Genomic DNA, 13,342 nt, shown 5'->3' with positions numbered 1-13,342 from the left:
GACCGCATGGACACCGACGTCATCAGCGGTCTCGAGGCAGGGCTGCGCACGGTCCTCGTCAAGACCGGCTCCACCAAGCCGGACCAGATCGAGACCTTCCCCTACCGCCCCACACGCGTGGTCGACTCGATCGCCGATCTGGTCCCGCTGGCGGCCGATCCGAGCGCCACCGCCTGACCGTTCCGCACACGGCAGCCGCTACGGTCGTAGACGTGACACAGCGAACGCGACCGATGAGAACGAAGGCCTGGACGGCGGTAGCAGCCCCACTGCTGCTGATCACCGTGGCAGGTTGCGACGGCCCCTCCGGCGACTGGGGCGCAGGTTCGAACTACTCGGTGCAGGGTGCCTTGGCACAGTTGCCTGCGGCCGAGTCCGGCGGCCAGGTGCTGATCCAGACGGCGGACCTCGACGCCGCCTCGGAGCTGTCCGGCCTGGAGCGTCCGACCGACCTCGAAGTCGATGATCTTGTGGCCTGGCTCATGCCCCTGACCGGTGGCCCGTCCGACGGCGGTCCGGCACCGGTGTTCGTGCCGCTCGCCCAGGTCTTCAATCCCCCGTCCATCGCCATGCACGACGAGTTCGCGGACGAGCTCGGGTGGTCGCTGATCGACACGCATGCCTTCGTGGAGCGACTGACCCCGCCGCAGAGCCTCGCCGTCATCGCCGGCGACTTCGACGACTCGACACTCGATGAGAACCTTCCCGAGGTTGACGACGGTGTCGTCACCGTGGGCGAGGGCGAGGACTTCGAGAACGACTTCGCCGACGTCACCAACGCGCGCCCGCTCGGGATGCCGTTGCGGCTCGCGCAGAACGATCACCTCCTCGCCGCCGGTGCCTCGACCGAGGAGGTCTCCTCGTGGCTCTCCGGACCGGACGAGACACTCGCCGACAACGCGCATCTCGCCGACGTGGCCGCTGCGCTCGATGACGTCGACAGCGTCTCCGCCGTGCTGGTGACCGGCGGCTCGATGGCACTCACGGATGCCTTGGGCGCCATGTCCGCGGAGCAGGTGGCCGCGCTGGAGGATCGGCTCGCCCCGATGCTGCCGGAGGCGTTCCAGGCGGTCGGCATCGGCTGGGGCGCCGATGGCGATGCCAGCATCATCACGCTCGCCTACGCCTTCGACTCCGAGGATGCCGCCGAGGAAGCGGTGCCGCTGTTCGAGGAGCTGTTCGCCAACGGCACCTCGGTGCAGTCCGGGCAGCCGCTCTCGGACCTGCTGACGCTCGACGGGGCCGACCGTGACGGCGACGTCGTGGTGCTCACGGTGTCCGTTCCGGAGGGTCGCTCGCCAGGCGACGCCTATCAGATGCTGGTGCGGGCGGACGTGCCGTTCCTGCATCGCTGAGGAACGCGGCAGCACGACGCTCGGGATGCGGCGGCGTCACCAGTGGCTACCCTGGCACGCGTGAGTGCAACGGATGCGATCGTGTGGGTCGACTGCGAGATGACCGGGCTCGACCTGACGAAGGACGCGTTGGTGGAGATCGCCGTCGTCGTCACCGACTCCGAGCTGAAGCCGATGGGCTCGGGGATCGACCTCGTGATCGCGCCACCGCCGGGCGTCGTGGACACGATGCTGCCGGTGGTCCGGGAGATGCACACGGCCTCGGGCTTGATCGAGGAGCTCGAGGGCGGCATCACGCTCGCCGATGCCCAGCAGCAGGCGCTCGACTACATCCGCCAGTTCGTGCCCGAGCCACGCAAGGCGCCCCTCGCGGGCAACTCGGTCGGCACCGACAAGACGTTCCTGGACCGGGACATGCCGGCGCTGATGGAGCACCTGCACTACCGGATCATCGACGTCTCCTCGATCAAGGAGCTCGCCCGGCGCTGGTACCCGCGCGCCTACTTCGCCTCACCGAAGAAGGCCGGCGGCCACCGCGCGCTCGCCGACATCCTCGAGAGCATCGACGAGCTGCGGTACTACCGCGCGGTGCTGTTCCCCGCCGACCCGGGTCCCGACTCTGCCGGTGCGCGCCAGATCGCCGCCGACATCCTCGCCTCCCCCACCGCGCTGCAGCGGCCTGCTCCCGCGTGATCAGGAGCACGTACCGAACACCCTGATCTGGTGGCTACACTAGGTTCTCGTCGCGCGCCCGGGCACTCGGGAACGTCGACATGGTGGGTATAGCTCAGTTGGTAGAGCGCCGCCTTGTGGTGGCGGATGTCGCGGGTTCGAGTCCCGTTACTCACCCAGATGCGAGTCCCAGCGTTTCGGCGCTGGGACTTGCTGCTTTCCCGGGTCATCCACTCACGAGCGCGCCGGCGAGGGCCACGAGGGCGCCGGTCGAGGTCGCCACACGCAGTCCGTTCCACCCCTGCCAGGCGGTCTCGAAGGCCGCGCGGGCGGCGGCAGGAGCCCCGGCGCCGGCGTCGAGAGCGTTGTTCAGCGGGATGTTGGCCGCGAAGGTGACAACGAGAGTCGCGACGGCGAGCACCAGCGCGACGAGCGTCCAGGGCCGGCTCGACGGCTCGGCCAGCACGGTGCCGACGGCAGCGAGAACGGGGGCACCGAGGAAGGTCAGCATGAACACCGGGTTCACGATGGCGCGGTTCATGTGGTTCAGCACAGTGACGAACGTGCGGTCGTCGGCTCGCGCCACCCCAGGGAGGACCGCGAACGCCCAGATGTAGTAGGAACCGGCCTGAAGGCCGGCGGCGACAACGGCGGCGACGAGCACGACCGATCGGAACACGTTCATGTGTCGATCCCAGCTCCTCGTGCCACGTCAGTCCATCGCGCTGCGGCGCATCGACATACGCGATCGTCTACGGTCACCTGACATGGATGGGTTGTCGGCGTTGCTGCAAGGCCCCCGCGCGCGAGGCGCGTTCCTCCTCCGCTGCCTCATGGGCTCACCGTGGGCGATTCGGCTCGCCGACGGCGTGCCGCTGAGCCTGACAGCGGTCGTGTCCGGCACAGCATGGGCGGTGCCCGACGGCGGCCCGGCACACGCGCTGAACCCGGGCGACGTCGTGATCGCCCTAGGCGGCAGCAACCACTGGACCATGGCCGACACAGCGACGACGCCGGTGACCGTGATCATCGAACCCGGCCAGGAGTGCTACGCACCCGATGGACGCCGGCTCACCGAGGAGTACGACCTCGGAGTACGCAGCTGGGGCAACAGCACGGACCCCGACACCGTGATGCTCAGCGGGTCATATCTGCTCGACGGCGAGGTGAGCGCCCGGCTGCTCCGGGCGCTGCCGCCACTGTGCGTCGTGAGAGGAAGCGAGATCGGATCCCCTCTGGTCCCGTTGCTCGACGGCGAGATCGTGCGGCCCGACCCCGGGCAGGACGCCGTGCTCGATCGCCTCCTCGATCTGCTGCTGATCGCGTCACTGCGCGCCTGGTTCTCCCGCCCCGAGTCCCACGCTCCCGGTTGGTACGTCGCTCAGGGCGATCCGGTGATCGGTCCAGCGCTCCATGTGATGCAAGGCGATCCGGCTCACGCGTGGACCGTCGACGAACTTGCCAGCTACGCACTGGTGTCGCGCGCGACGTTTGCCCGCCGGTTCATGCAGATGGTCGGTGAGCCTCCGATGACGTTCCTGACGCGGTGGCGGCTGGCGCTCGCGGCCGACCTGCTCCCCGACGCCGAGATGACCCTCGAGATGGTGGCGCGCCGCGTGGGTTACAGCACGCCGTTCGCGCTGAGCACGGCATTCAAGCGCGAGTACGGCGTCAGCCCGCGCACGTACCGCGAGCGCGCGAGCTGACGCCGCTCACGGTGCAGCCGCGCGGCTCAGCTTCCCGGGATCGGGTGCGGCGTGACTCAGGCGAGCTCGATGTTGTGGGCGTCCTTGCCCATCCTCAGCTCGGCGAGGATCGCGTCAGCGAACCGCTCGAGGGAGCCTGGAGCCAGAGAGTAGAAGAGTGACGGCTCCACCAGCTCGAGCTCCATCAGTACTGGCTTGCCCGAGCGCGGTGTCACCAGGTCCACCCGTGCGTACAGCAGCGGCCTGCTGGCCGGGCTGCGACCGGGGATGCGTGCCCGCGCGAACGCGAGCACGTTCTGTGCCGCCTGGATCTCGGCATCGGTGGCCTGGTGCTTCGACATGCTCTCGGGCCGGTACAGCCCATCCACCTCGGCGTCGTCACCGGGCGCGAGCATGGCGTCCTTGTGCACCGAGTGCGAGAACGTGCCGTGCAGGAAGATCAGCGCCGACTCCCCCACCGAGTCGACCTCGGGGATGTACCGCTGCACCATCACCGACCGGCCCTCGCTCAGCAGCCGTTCGGCGTGCTCAATGGCATAGCGGCGCGAGTCGGCGTCGGTGGCCGTGTAGCGGCCGGTGTCCTTGGATCCGGCGGAGATCGCCGGCTTGATCACGAAGTCCTCGCGAGCCGGAAAGCGGTTGTGCAGAGCCCGCTTGTCGAAGTTCCGCTCAGGCTCGAGCCAGCTGGTCTCCACGACGTCGAGGCCGTGGTCGGCGAGCCGCTGCAGGTAGTGCTTGTCCGAGTTCCAGCGGATCACGTTGGGCGGGTTGACCAGACGCGGCACCGAGCTCGCCCACGCGAGAAACTCGGGATAGTTCTCGGTGTAGTCCCAGGTCGAGCGCAGCACCGCGACGTCGAAGGTGCTCCAGTCGACCGCGGGGTCGTTCCAGACGGCGGCACTCGCCTCCGCGCCGCGCGCCCGCAGCGCGTCGAGCAACGGCTGATCCTCGGGCTCCAGGTCGGGCAGGTCGGCGCAGGTCACGAGCGCGATACGTGGCGTGGACACATCCGAACCGTACCTGCCTTCCCATTACCTCACCTTTTGGTTAAGCATCTGGTAAAGTCAGCGACGTGCCCGCCACCCTCGACTCTGCCGCCGCCGCGATCGCGAGCGCGCCCCGGAGGCTGATCGTCGAACGGCTGGCCACCGGCTCAGCGTCGATCACCGAGCTGGCCGATCTGGTCGAGGTGAGCGTCCCTGCAGCTCTCAAGCATGTCGATCGATTGGTCGACGGCGGTCTGGTCACCCGGGTCAAGCGCGGCCGGGTGGTCACGGTGAGCCTCGTGCCGGGCAGCCTCGACGCCCTGGTGGAATGGGCCACCCGCACCCGACTGTTCTGGGCCAACCATCTCGACCGATACGCCGCGCATCTGTCCACCCAACCCGAGGAGCACTCGTCATGAGCGAGACCACCACGATCACCATCGCCCGGCAGGTCCCGGTGGGCCCCGACCGCGCCTTCGAGGCCTGGGTCGATGTCGCTGAGCTGGCGCAGTGGTGGTGGCCCCAGTGGCCTGACACCACCTACGAGCTCGACGCCCGCGAAGGGGGCGAGTATCGGATCTACAGCGCCGCCGTCGGCATGGGTGTCACCGGCACGATCACCACGCTCGATCGACCGAACGCGCTGGCGATGACGTGGGTCTGGATCAGCGACGACACCGCCGCGGAGGTCGCGGGCGCCCCGGTCGTCGACACCGTGGACGTGCAGTTCGTCCCGAACGCTGAGGGCACCGAGGTGGTCGTGCGCCACACCTCTACCGAACACATCACCGACGGTGGCGCCGAGCAGGGATGGAACGACGTCATGGACCGCCTTCCCGGCCACTTCACCCGCCCGTAGGGCGTCACCAGACGCTCGGCAGTGGCCCGCTCCGGTCTGCGAACGTGACGCCACTTAGACGTCGACGGCGGCGGCGAACACCACGCGGTTGTCCGCGTGCCTGCCCTGCGCCTGGTCGAAGTCACCCGTGCATGTGATCAGCCGCAGCTCATCGGCATTGACCGCACCGAAGACCTCATGGGTGGGGTAGTCGTCCTTGGGCATGTCGGCCACCCGGTACACCTCGTACGTGTGCAGGGTGCCTTCGACGTCGGTTACTTCGACGACGTCGCCCACCTCAAGCTCGGTGAGTCGATAGAAGACCGCCGCCTGGGTGGGCGAGTCCACGTGGCCGGCCATCACCGTGGGACCTCGGCCGCCCGGTCGTCCGCCTCCGGAGAACCAGCCGACCCGGTCCCAGTCCGAGGGCACCTCCATCGTGCCATCGGGCTGGAGCCCGAGATCGACGAGGTCCTCGTCGATTCCGATGCTCGCCACACGCAGGTGCGCGGGCTCCACACCCACCCCGAGAACCGGCGCTGCGGGCTCAGACTCGCTCTCGAGCGCGGGTTCGCTGGGAGTCGCAGCTGCGATCTGCTCCGAGGTCGAGTCCGCCGGCCCCGTCGCCGACCCCTGCCCCTCAGCCGCACCGGTGCTGCAGCCGAGGAGCAGGGTCACGGTGGCGAGGCTCACGACCAGCGCGCCGCCCCGCCGTCGAGGCCGGGGGATGTTCGTCTCCCGGTCGGAGAGCATCAGGTCGTCGACTGCCCGCGGCGTCGGTAGACGACGAACCCGGCAATGCCGGCAGCCACGAGAACGCTTGCGCCGATCAATGTTGTCGCGGCAGGTGAGCCCTCCTGCGCCGCGCCACCGCCGCCGGTCTCCAGGCCGCCCACGGGGATCTGGACCAGCTGCCCGCGCACGACCCCTGGAACGAAGTCGGCGGTGTGGGAGTCGGCGCTGTAGTTGGCGAAGTCGGCCTCCAGGTCGGCGAGCGAGAAACCCTCTCCGGTGTCGTTCCCGTCGTCATCCTCGATACCGGTGGTGAACGGTCCTTCCAGGCAGCCCGAGCTCGTGCGGGGCCCGTCCCCGACCGGCGTCGGGTCCGGGAACGCGATCCGCGGCGGCCCGGACTCACCCGGAGGCGCGGCGTGAATGTGGGTGGCGGTCTTTGCTGCGCTCTCGTAGTCGCCGGTGACTCCGGTCAGCGTGATGTCGTAGCAGATGATCTCCAGGTCCGAGTTGACGCGGAACGTGAACTCGCCGGTCGCCCCCGGCTCTCCGGGTGCATCCTCTCCCTCGGGGTTCACCACCTGGTCGGGGGTGGCCATCACCGTGAAGGCGGAGGTGAAGCTGTCCGGCTCGTCGACCTCGGTCTCGGCGCTGGCGGGCAGCGCGAGCGCCGCCGTGAGCGCCAGGGCGCCTGCCGCGGCGAGACCTCCGAGCGCGAGGGGTCGGGTGGTGCGGTGCGGATCTGACATGTGGTGCCTCCAGGTCAGGGGCGTCGCTGAGTTGCGCCCGCGTCCCTGGGTACTACGCACGATCCGGGCTGTGCGTTCATCCATCTCGGAGACTTCTCCGAGGCCGCCGCGATGAACAGCCGGGGGCTGCGGACGTATCACCTCACCAGAGGCGGCGATCAGGTGCGCCGTCCGCACGGCCAGGGAGGTCGCGATGCCTACACTGAGCCCAGTTGCCGTCACCGGAGAGCGATGTGGGAGCGTGGTCACCCTGTCGGTTGGACGGCACCAGGCGCCAGTGGGAGCCACGGCGCCGGCGCGTGGCCCCGAGGGCACCGAGGAGGGCGCCGACAGCCCCGATGCGGGCACCGACGCCACGAGCGCCTTCGACCTTGCCGACGCCTACGACGCCCACGCCGGTGAACTCTTCGGCTTCGCAGTCAACGCGCTCCGCGACCGAAGCGCGGCGGAGGAGTGTGTCCAAGATGCCTTCCTGCGCGCGTGGCGTGCCCGCGCGAGCTACGACCCGTCCCGATCCACCGTCCGGACCTGGCTGTTCGCGATCATCCGCAACCTCGTGCGTGACCGCTACCGCGCCGCGGCCCGTGTCCCACGAACGGTGGGCACTGAGGAAGCCTCGGACGCGCAGAGCGAGCAGAGCGATCCGGACGAGCGCCTGGCGGTGCTGGAGGCGCTCGCCACGCTGAGTCGCGAGCAGCGTCAGGCCGTGATCGCGATCCATCTCATCGGCACGTCCTATGCCGAGCTGTCCGAGGCCACCGATGTTCCTGTCGCCACCTTGCGCACCCGCACCTTCTACGCCTTGAGGGCGCTGCGACGACACTTCGAGGAAGGAGGCGCCAGTGAGCCCTGAGCACACCTCGGAACGCCGCGCCGAGCTGATCGCCGGCGCGCTGTCACAGAGTCTGTCGACTGATGAGCGCACGGAACTCGAGTCGATGATGCAGACCGACCCGAGCATCGCCGTCGAGATGGCCCAGCTCGGTGCGACGGTGCAGCTGCTGAAGGGCGCGGAGGTGACGACCTGGGAGGAGGACGAGCCCGGACCACACGTGCGCGAGCAGGTGATCGCGGCCGCCCAGGACGAGCCCGAGCGTGCCTCCATGATCTCGGACCTGGCGCTACGCCGTCGCGCTCATGACACAGGCCGAACCCAGCGCTGGTGGCCACGGTACGTGGCTATCGCCGCAAGCTTCGTCGCGGGCGCCGCCATCACCGCCGGAGCATTCCTGTTCGGCGACAGGCCCCCGTCCGGTCCACCCGGCACGCTCGGCGCCGTGGAGGAGCTCGAGCTGGTCGTCGAGCCTGCCGGTGTCGATGTGGACGGTTCCCTGATCGCCCATACGTGGGGGACCGAGACGGTGCTCGAGGTCGACGGCTTCGAGGTGGGTGAGAGCTACGTCCTCGTGCTGATCTCCGACGACGGCGTCGAGTTCGACTCGGGCACCTTTCTCGGGAGCGCGGTCACCATCGAGTGCCGGATGAACGCCGCCGTCATGCGCCACGAAGCCGTGCGCCTCGAGATCCGCACCGAGGGCGGCGCAGTGGTCGTATCCGCCGACCTTCCCGATGCCGTGGAGACGTAGGACTGGGGCCACTCATGCAGTGTGTCCACGGCCACTCCGACAGCAGCTCACGAGGTCGCAGAGGTGCGCTAGACTTGTCCGTCGGCAAGCACCTCTAGCTCAATTGGCAGAGCAAGTGACTCTTAATCACTGGGTTCTGGGTTCGAGTCCCAGGGGGTGTACCACGAAGGCCCGTGACCTGCGGAAACGCTGGTCACGGGCCTTTCTCATCTCGAGCCCCGGCTAGGCCTCGCCGAGGTCAGCGGCCGCGAGCACCACGTCGACGCCCTCGACGCCGAGCTCGACCCGGGTGATGTCCTCCAGCCCGATCGCCGAGGAGGCGAGCAGACCGCTGGCGTGGTCGCCGCCGTCACCGGTCCAGGTCGCGGCGACCGTGCGCTCGCCGTCGGCGTCGATCAGCACGAGCTCGTAGACGCCGTCCTCCGGACCCGGTGAGCCCGCTCCGCCATAGTCGGGATACGAGCACGACCACTCCATGCGGGTCCCCCAGGTCGAGGGGGTCAGCGTGAGATCGGCGGTGACGTTGCTGCCGCCCACCTGCTCCAGCGTCACCGCCGTGACCTCGGTGGCGCTCGCGCCGCCGAGGTCACTCAACGCCACGCCGCCGACGCCACCGACCGCGACCAGGGCGACGGCAGCTGCGGCTTGCCACCCTCGCAGCCGCCGGCGGCGGCGGGCGGCTGCGGTGGCGAGAGACGAGATCGGAACGACCTCTCCCCCGCCCGACCCACCGCCGTCGGGCACGGAGGACACCAACGCCACAGCCTGCGACCGATCGAGCGAGGACAGCGCCGCGGGCGTGCCCGCCAGTTCGGCGACCGCCTCACGGCACGCCTCGCACCCGGCGAGGTGGCGCTCGAACTCGCGACGCTCTGCCGGACTCAGCGCACCGAGCACGTAGGCGGCATCCCATTCGCGGTACTCGTCGTGGGAACTCATGCCGACACTCCTCTCTCCTGCAACGCGAGCCGCATCGCTCGCAACCCGTAATGGAGCCGAGACTTCACCGTGCCCGGCGGGATATCGAGGTCCCGGCTCAGGTCGGACACCGATTTGCCCTGGTAGTACGCCCCGACTACCACCGCGCGATGCTCGGCGGACAGCTCCAGCAACGCGTCCCCGACCAACCACGCGTCGAGCACCTCCTGGCTGCGGTCCGCCACACCGGCATCCGGCAGGTCGTCGGTGCTCACCTCGCGGCGCCGGTGCGCACTGCGCGCGGCATCGACCACCAGGTTCCGTGCGACCGTGAACAGCCACGCACGCACCGACCCCTCCGGCCGCGTCAGCACCTCCGGGTGACGCCAGGCTCGCAGCAGCGTCTCCTGGACCACGTCGGCTGCGCGCACCTCATCGGTCATCGCGGCGACGTAGCGGTGCAACTCGGCACCGTGCGCGGCGTGCACCGCGACCAGCAGCGAGTCGGCGCCGCGACCTGGGGCACTCACCCGGCCGCCAGCTCCAGGCTGAACTCGATGGCACCGGCGTCCTCGACCACCACGAACCCGAGGTCGGGCGCCTGCACGTCGAAGTCGGAGAACGTGATCGGCACCGAGCCGACCACCTGGAGGCCGTCGCCGCTCGTCCCGGCCTGCGCGGTAGCGGTGACCTGCTGCGACACGCCGTGCACGGTGAGCTCGCCCACGAGCTCGAGGTCGCTGCCGTCGAGCACCACCTCAGCCGGTTCGGTCAGCTCGAAGGTGGCGGTGGGGAACTCGTCGGTGCGGAGCGCCTCGGAGCGGAAATACTGGTCGCGGGAGGACTCGTCGGTCGCGACCGTGGTCAGGTCGACCTCGATCGTTCCGGCGGTGACCGCGCCGCCCGCAAGCGTCACCGATCCCGTGACGTCCTCGGTCCGGCCGGTCACCGTGACGTCCTGCCCGTTGAGCACCTCGTCCACCCGGTACCCGGCGAAACTGCCCTCGGCCACGGTCCAGTCGCCCTCGACGCCGGGTTCCTCCTGCTCCGAGGTCGGCGCGCCGGTCTCGCTCAATGTCGGCGCCTCGTCCGCGTTGCTGTTGACCCAGTTCGCGTACAGCCGGGTGCCCACCAGCACAGCGACCACCAGCACCACCAACCCGACGCCGATCCCGGTCAGCACCTTGGTGCGCTTCTGCATGAACGTCTCCTGTCGGTCTCGTCCCCCACCCAGAAGACGAGACCGCGGCCGGTCCGGTTCAGCACCACCCTGCACGTCTCGCATCGTGGGATGCCCGACGGCGGGGCGAGGCCTTGTCGGTCACCCCACCTCAGGCGCCGGGTCACCCCAGCGCCGTGCGCGGCGGCCACCTCGCACGGCCACCAGCACCAGCGTGGCCAGACCGGCGAGCGCGGCAGCGATGAGGAGGTAGCCGAGCGGAGTCACGCCCCCTGTGCTGTCACCGGCCTCCACATGGAACAGCAGCAGGCCCGAGAGCGCGAAGCCGCCCAGCCCCAGCACCGGAAGGATCGTCCCGACCACCTTCTCGGCAGCGCTCCACAGCGGCGAGATCCACAGCAGCACCAGGCCTGCGAGCAGCAGCGCGACCGGCAGCACCAGGAAGCCGAACGCAGCGCCGAGGAAGATCAGCCCGGTCGCCACCGGCGGCACCCACGCGTGCGAGAGCGCCGGCCGCTGGCCGGATGGCGGGAGCATCGATCCGGCGCGGTCCGCGAGCGCCGCAGCAGCGACATCTCCGGGGCTACCGAGATCGGCGAAGATCCGATCGAGGTCGGCGTCGCTCGGCTCTCGCCCGAGATCCCCCAACGCGGATGACACGTGGTCACGAACGCCGTCGAGCACATCGGCACGCTCGAGAGGATCGAGCGTGCCGAGCATCCTCGCCAGATCATCGAGGTAAGCCGTGGTGCGGTCGGTGGTGCTGGTCATGATGCCCCTCCCAGGGTGAGGTCCACGGCGTCCCGGAAGGGCTTCCAGGCGCGGGTGAAGGTCTCGACGGCGCGCACGCCGTCCTCGGTGATCGCGTAGTAGCGGCGCGGCGGCCCGGCATCGGAGGGCTGCCAGCTGGTCGAGACCAGTCCCGCCTTGCGCAGCCTCGCCAGCAGCGGATAGAGCGTGCCTTCACCGCCCATGAGCACGCCGCCGGCCACGAGGCGCCGCGCGATGTCGAGGCCGTAGGCCTCGCCCTCCCGCAACGACGCCAGCACGCAGTACTCCAGTGCGCCTCGGCGCAGGTGCGTCAGGATACTTTCCTCACCGGGTACCATGCGACACAGGGTAGTGGCTCGATGTCGATCCCGCCAGACCCTCGCCACCACGGGACTTCTCCGCTACGCTTGATCCCGAAGTTGCAGTGCATCGACGTCTTACGGGCGCCCGATCCTTCGATGGATGGGCGCCTTTTCTTTCGAGATCTGACGGACGACTCACCGTGGCAGCCGTACCGGCAAGTGGTGCGGCAGATCTTTTGAAGGAGACATCATGACCCTCGGAACCGTGAAGTGGTTCAACGCCGAGAAGGGCTTCGGCTTCATCACCCCTGACGACGGCGGCGCTGACGTGTTCGCCCACTTCTCCGCGATCAACGGCAACGGCTACCGCTCGCTGGAGGAGAACCAGAAGGTGGAGTTCGAGATCACCCAGGGCCCGAAGGGCCCCCAGGCGCAGAACATCACTGCTGTCTGAGCTCAGAGCTCATCCGACCCGCACGGGTCGACACGACGCGCACCTCGCCCTCGGGCGGGGTGCGCGTTTGCTTGGGCGGTGTGAGCGAGCCGACAGCGGCCGCCGTCGTCACCGATATGCAGAAGGCTGTATATTTTCTCACTGTGTCCAAGGTTCTGACGTCCCTGCCCGCCGGTGAGCGCATCGGCATCGCCTTCTCCGGTGGTCTCGACACCTCCGTCGCGGTCGCGTGGATGCGCGAGAAGGGCGCGGTGCCCTGCACCTACACCGCCGATCTCGGCCAGTACGACGAGCCCGAGATCGACACCGTGCCCGACCGCGCCGGCGAGTACGGCGCCGAGATCGCGCGACTGGTCGACTGCAAGGCCGCGCTGGTGGAGGAGGGCCTGTCCGCGATCGCGTGCGGGGCGTTCCACATCCGCAGCGGCGGCAAGACGTACTTCAACACCACTCCCCTGGGCCGCGCCGTGACCGGCACGCTGCTGGTCCGGGCCATGGCCGACGACGACGTCAGCATCTGGGGCGACGGCTCCACCTTCAAGGGCAACGACATCGAGCGGTTCTACCGCTACGGCCTGCTCGCCAACCCGGGCCTGCGCATCTACAAGCCGTGGCTCGACGCCGACTTCGTCACCGAGCTCGGTGGTCGGCAGGAGATGAGCGAATGGCTCACCGCGCGCGACCTGCCCTACCGGGCCAGCGCGGAGAAGGCGTACTCCACCGACGCCAACATCTGGGGCGCCACCCACGAGGCCAAGACCCTCGAGCACCTCGACACCTCGCTCGAGACCGTCGAGCCGATCATGGGCGTGCCGTTCTGGCGCGACGACGTGACGATCCCCAGCGAGGACGTCACCGTGACGTTCCTGCGAGGCCGCCCGGTCGCGATCAACGGTGTGGACTACCCGGATGCGGTGGCCCTGGTGCAGGAGGCCAACGCGATCGGCGGGCGGCACGGGCTCGGCATGAGCGACCAGATCGAGAACCGGATCATCGAAGCCAAGTCGCGCGGCATCTACGAGGCGCCCGGGATGGCGCTGCTGCACATCGCCTACGAGCGGCTGCTGAACGCCGTCCACAACGAGGACACGAT

At 69.3% G+C, this 13,342-nt stretch carries 19 protein-coding genes and 2 tRNA genes; 12 read left to right on the top strand and 9 right to left on the bottom strand.

What is annotated here, in order from left to right; translation table 11 throughout:
• The 4 genes from ACOJSN_RS03220 to ACOJSN_RS03205 all read left to right on the top strand — a co-directional run.
• Positions 1-177 (top strand): HAD hydrolase-like protein (locus ACOJSN_RS03220; RefSeq protein ID WP_420111069.1); only part of this gene is annotated, 177 nt, incomplete at its 5' end.
• 35 nt (positions 178-212) lie between these two features.
• Positions 213-1,355 carry a hypothetical protein gene (locus ACOJSN_RS03215; RefSeq protein ID WP_420111066.1) on the top strand — a complete coding sequence of 381 codons (1,143 nt, stop codon included), beginning with the start codon at positions 213-215 and terminating at the stop codon, positions 1,353-1,355.
• Between the two features lie 51 nt (positions 1,356-1,406).
• Positions 1,407-2,048, top strand: a complete 642-nt coding sequence (orn, locus tag ACOJSN_RS03210) for an oligoribonuclease (protein WP_420111068.1) — start codon at positions 1,407-1,409, stop codon at positions 2,046-2,048.
• Between the two features lie 83 nt (positions 2,049-2,131).
• Positions 2,132-2,204, top strand: a tRNA-His gene (locus tag ACOJSN_RS03205).
• A gap of 49 nt (positions 2,205-2,253) precedes the next feature.
• On the opposite strand, the gene ACOJSN_RS03200 is transcribed toward ACOJSN_RS03205, so the two are convergent.
• Entirely contained in the window at positions 2,254-2,712 is a 459-nt protein-coding gene (locus ACOJSN_RS03200) for an anthrone oxygenase family protein (protein WP_420111065.1), read from the bottom strand.
• 82 nt (positions 2,713-2,794) lie between these two features.
• On the opposite strand from ACOJSN_RS03200, the gene ACOJSN_RS03195 reads away from it, so the two are divergent.
• Positions 2,795-3,733, top strand: a complete 939-nt coding sequence (locus ACOJSN_RS03195) for a cupin domain-containing protein (RefSeq protein WP_420111064.1) — start codon at positions 2,795-2,797, stop codon at positions 3,731-3,733.
• Positions 3,734-3,789: 56 nt separating this feature from the next.
• On the opposite strand, the gene ACOJSN_RS03190 is transcribed toward ACOJSN_RS03195, so the two are convergent.
• Entirely contained in the window at positions 3,790-4,740 is a 951-nt protein-coding gene (locus ACOJSN_RS03190; protein WP_420111063.1) for an ATP-grasp domain-containing protein, read from the bottom strand.
• Between the two features lie 65 nt (positions 4,741-4,805).
• Between ACOJSN_RS03190 and ACOJSN_RS03185 the strand changes: the two genes are divergently transcribed.
• On the top strand, positions 4,806-5,138 hold the full coding sequence (locus tag ACOJSN_RS03185; RefSeq protein ID WP_420111062.1) for an ArsR/SmtB family transcription factor: 333 nt from the start codon (positions 4,806-4,808) through the stop codon (positions 5,136-5,138).
• A complete protein-coding gene (locus ACOJSN_RS03180; protein ID WP_420111061.1) occupies positions 5,135-5,578 on the top strand; it encodes an SRPBCC family protein in 444 nt (147 codons plus the stop codon). Before ACOJSN_RS03185 ends, ACOJSN_RS03180 begins: the two co-directional genes overlap by 4 nt.
• Before the next feature lie 54 nt (positions 5,579-5,632).
• On the opposite strand, the gene ACOJSN_RS03175 is transcribed toward ACOJSN_RS03180, so the two are convergent.
• The gene (locus ACOJSN_RS03175) at positions 5,633-6,310 is read right to left on the bottom strand and encodes a class F sortase (protein WP_420111060.1); all 678 of its coding nucleotides are present in this window, start codon (positions 6,308-6,310) and stop codon (positions 5,633-5,635) included.
• Positions 6,310-7,038, bottom strand: coding sequence for a CHRD domain-containing protein (locus ACOJSN_RS03170; RefSeq protein ID WP_420111059.1), 729 nt, complete (start codon positions 7,036-7,038; stop codon positions 6,310-6,312). Before ACOJSN_RS03170 ends, ACOJSN_RS03175 begins: the two co-directional genes overlap by 1 nt.
• Before the next feature lie 193 nt (positions 7,039-7,231).
• On the opposite strand from ACOJSN_RS03170, the gene ACOJSN_RS03165 reads away from it, so the two are divergent.
• The 3 genes from ACOJSN_RS03165 to ACOJSN_RS03155 all read left to right on the top strand — a co-directional run bounded on the left by ACOJSN_RS03165 (position 7,232) and on the right by ACOJSN_RS03155 (position 8,788).
• Entirely contained in the window at positions 7,232-7,891 is a 660-nt protein-coding gene (locus ACOJSN_RS03165; protein ID WP_420111058.1) for an RNA polymerase sigma factor, read from the top strand.
• Positions 7,881-8,624: a hypothetical protein gene (locus ACOJSN_RS03160; protein ID WP_420111057.1), complete on the top strand. Its 744-nt coding sequence runs from the start codon at positions 7,881-7,883 to the stop codon at positions 8,622-8,624. Before ACOJSN_RS03165 ends, ACOJSN_RS03160 begins: the two co-directional genes overlap by 11 nt.
• A gap of 88 nt (positions 8,625-8,712) precedes the next feature.
• A tRNA-Lys gene (locus ACOJSN_RS03155) sits at positions 8,713-8,788 on the top strand.
• Positions 8,789-8,846: 58 nt separating this feature from the next.
• Here the strand turns inward: ACOJSN_RS03155 and ACOJSN_RS03150 are convergent.
• The 5 genes from ACOJSN_RS03150 to ACOJSN_RS03130 all read right to left on the bottom strand — a co-directional run bounded on the left by ACOJSN_RS03150 (position 8,847) and on the right by ACOJSN_RS03130 (position 11,831).
• The gene (locus ACOJSN_RS03150) at positions 8,847-9,563 is read right to left on the bottom strand and encodes an anti-sigma factor family protein (protein ID WP_420111056.1); all 717 of its coding nucleotides are present in this window, start codon (positions 9,561-9,563) and stop codon (positions 8,847-8,849) included.
• Positions 9,560-10,072: a sigma-70 family RNA polymerase sigma factor gene (locus tag ACOJSN_RS03145; protein ID WP_420111055.1), complete on the bottom strand. Its 513-nt coding sequence runs from the start codon at positions 10,070-10,072 to the stop codon at positions 9,560-9,562. The genes ACOJSN_RS03150 and ACOJSN_RS03145 overlap by 4 nt, the downstream gene beginning before the upstream one ends.
• Positions 10,069-10,743 (bottom strand): YceI family protein, encoded by a 675-nt coding sequence (locus ACOJSN_RS03140; protein ID WP_420111054.1) that lies wholly within the window; start codon positions 10,741-10,743, stop codon positions 10,069-10,071. Before ACOJSN_RS03140 ends, ACOJSN_RS03145 begins: the two co-directional genes overlap by 4 nt.
• A 120-nt stretch (positions 10,744-10,863) precedes the next feature.
• Positions 10,864-11,493 carry an HAAS signaling domain-containing protein gene (locus ACOJSN_RS03135; protein WP_420111053.1) on the bottom strand — a complete coding sequence of 210 codons (630 nt, stop codon included), beginning with the start codon at positions 11,491-11,493 and terminating at the stop codon, positions 10,864-10,866.
• On the bottom strand, positions 11,490-11,831 hold the full coding sequence (locus tag ACOJSN_RS03130) for a PadR family transcriptional regulator (protein WP_420111052.1): 342 nt from the start codon (positions 11,829-11,831) through the stop codon (positions 11,490-11,492). The genes ACOJSN_RS03135 and ACOJSN_RS03130 overlap by 4 nt, the downstream gene beginning before the upstream one ends.
• Before the next feature lie 214 nt (positions 11,832-12,045).
• Here ACOJSN_RS03130 and cspE point away from each other — a divergent pair, with 214 nt between their 5' ends.
• Together cspE and argG are read left to right on the top strand one after the other, a co-directional pair.
• Positions 12,046-12,249 carry a transcription antiterminator/RNA stability regulator CspE gene (cspE, locus tag ACOJSN_RS03125; protein ID WP_420111051.1) on the top strand — a complete coding sequence of 68 codons (204 nt, stop codon included), beginning with the start codon at positions 12,046-12,048 and terminating at the stop codon, positions 12,247-12,249.
• A gap of 143 nt (positions 12,250-12,392) precedes the next feature.
• Positions 12,393-13,342, top strand: a 950-nt coding sequence (gene argG, locus ACOJSN_RS03120; protein ID WP_420111067.1) for an argininosuccinate synthase, incomplete at its 3' end; no start/stop codon positions are given.

It is taken from the genome of Pseudactinotalea sp. (assembly GCF_048594945.1).
GTDB lineage: Bacteria > Actinomycetota > Actinomycetes > Actinomycetales > Beutenbergiaceae > Pseudactinotalea.
The sequence above is the reverse complement of the archived record's forward strand: the minus strand, read 5'-3'. Positions and strand labels throughout refer to the sequence as shown.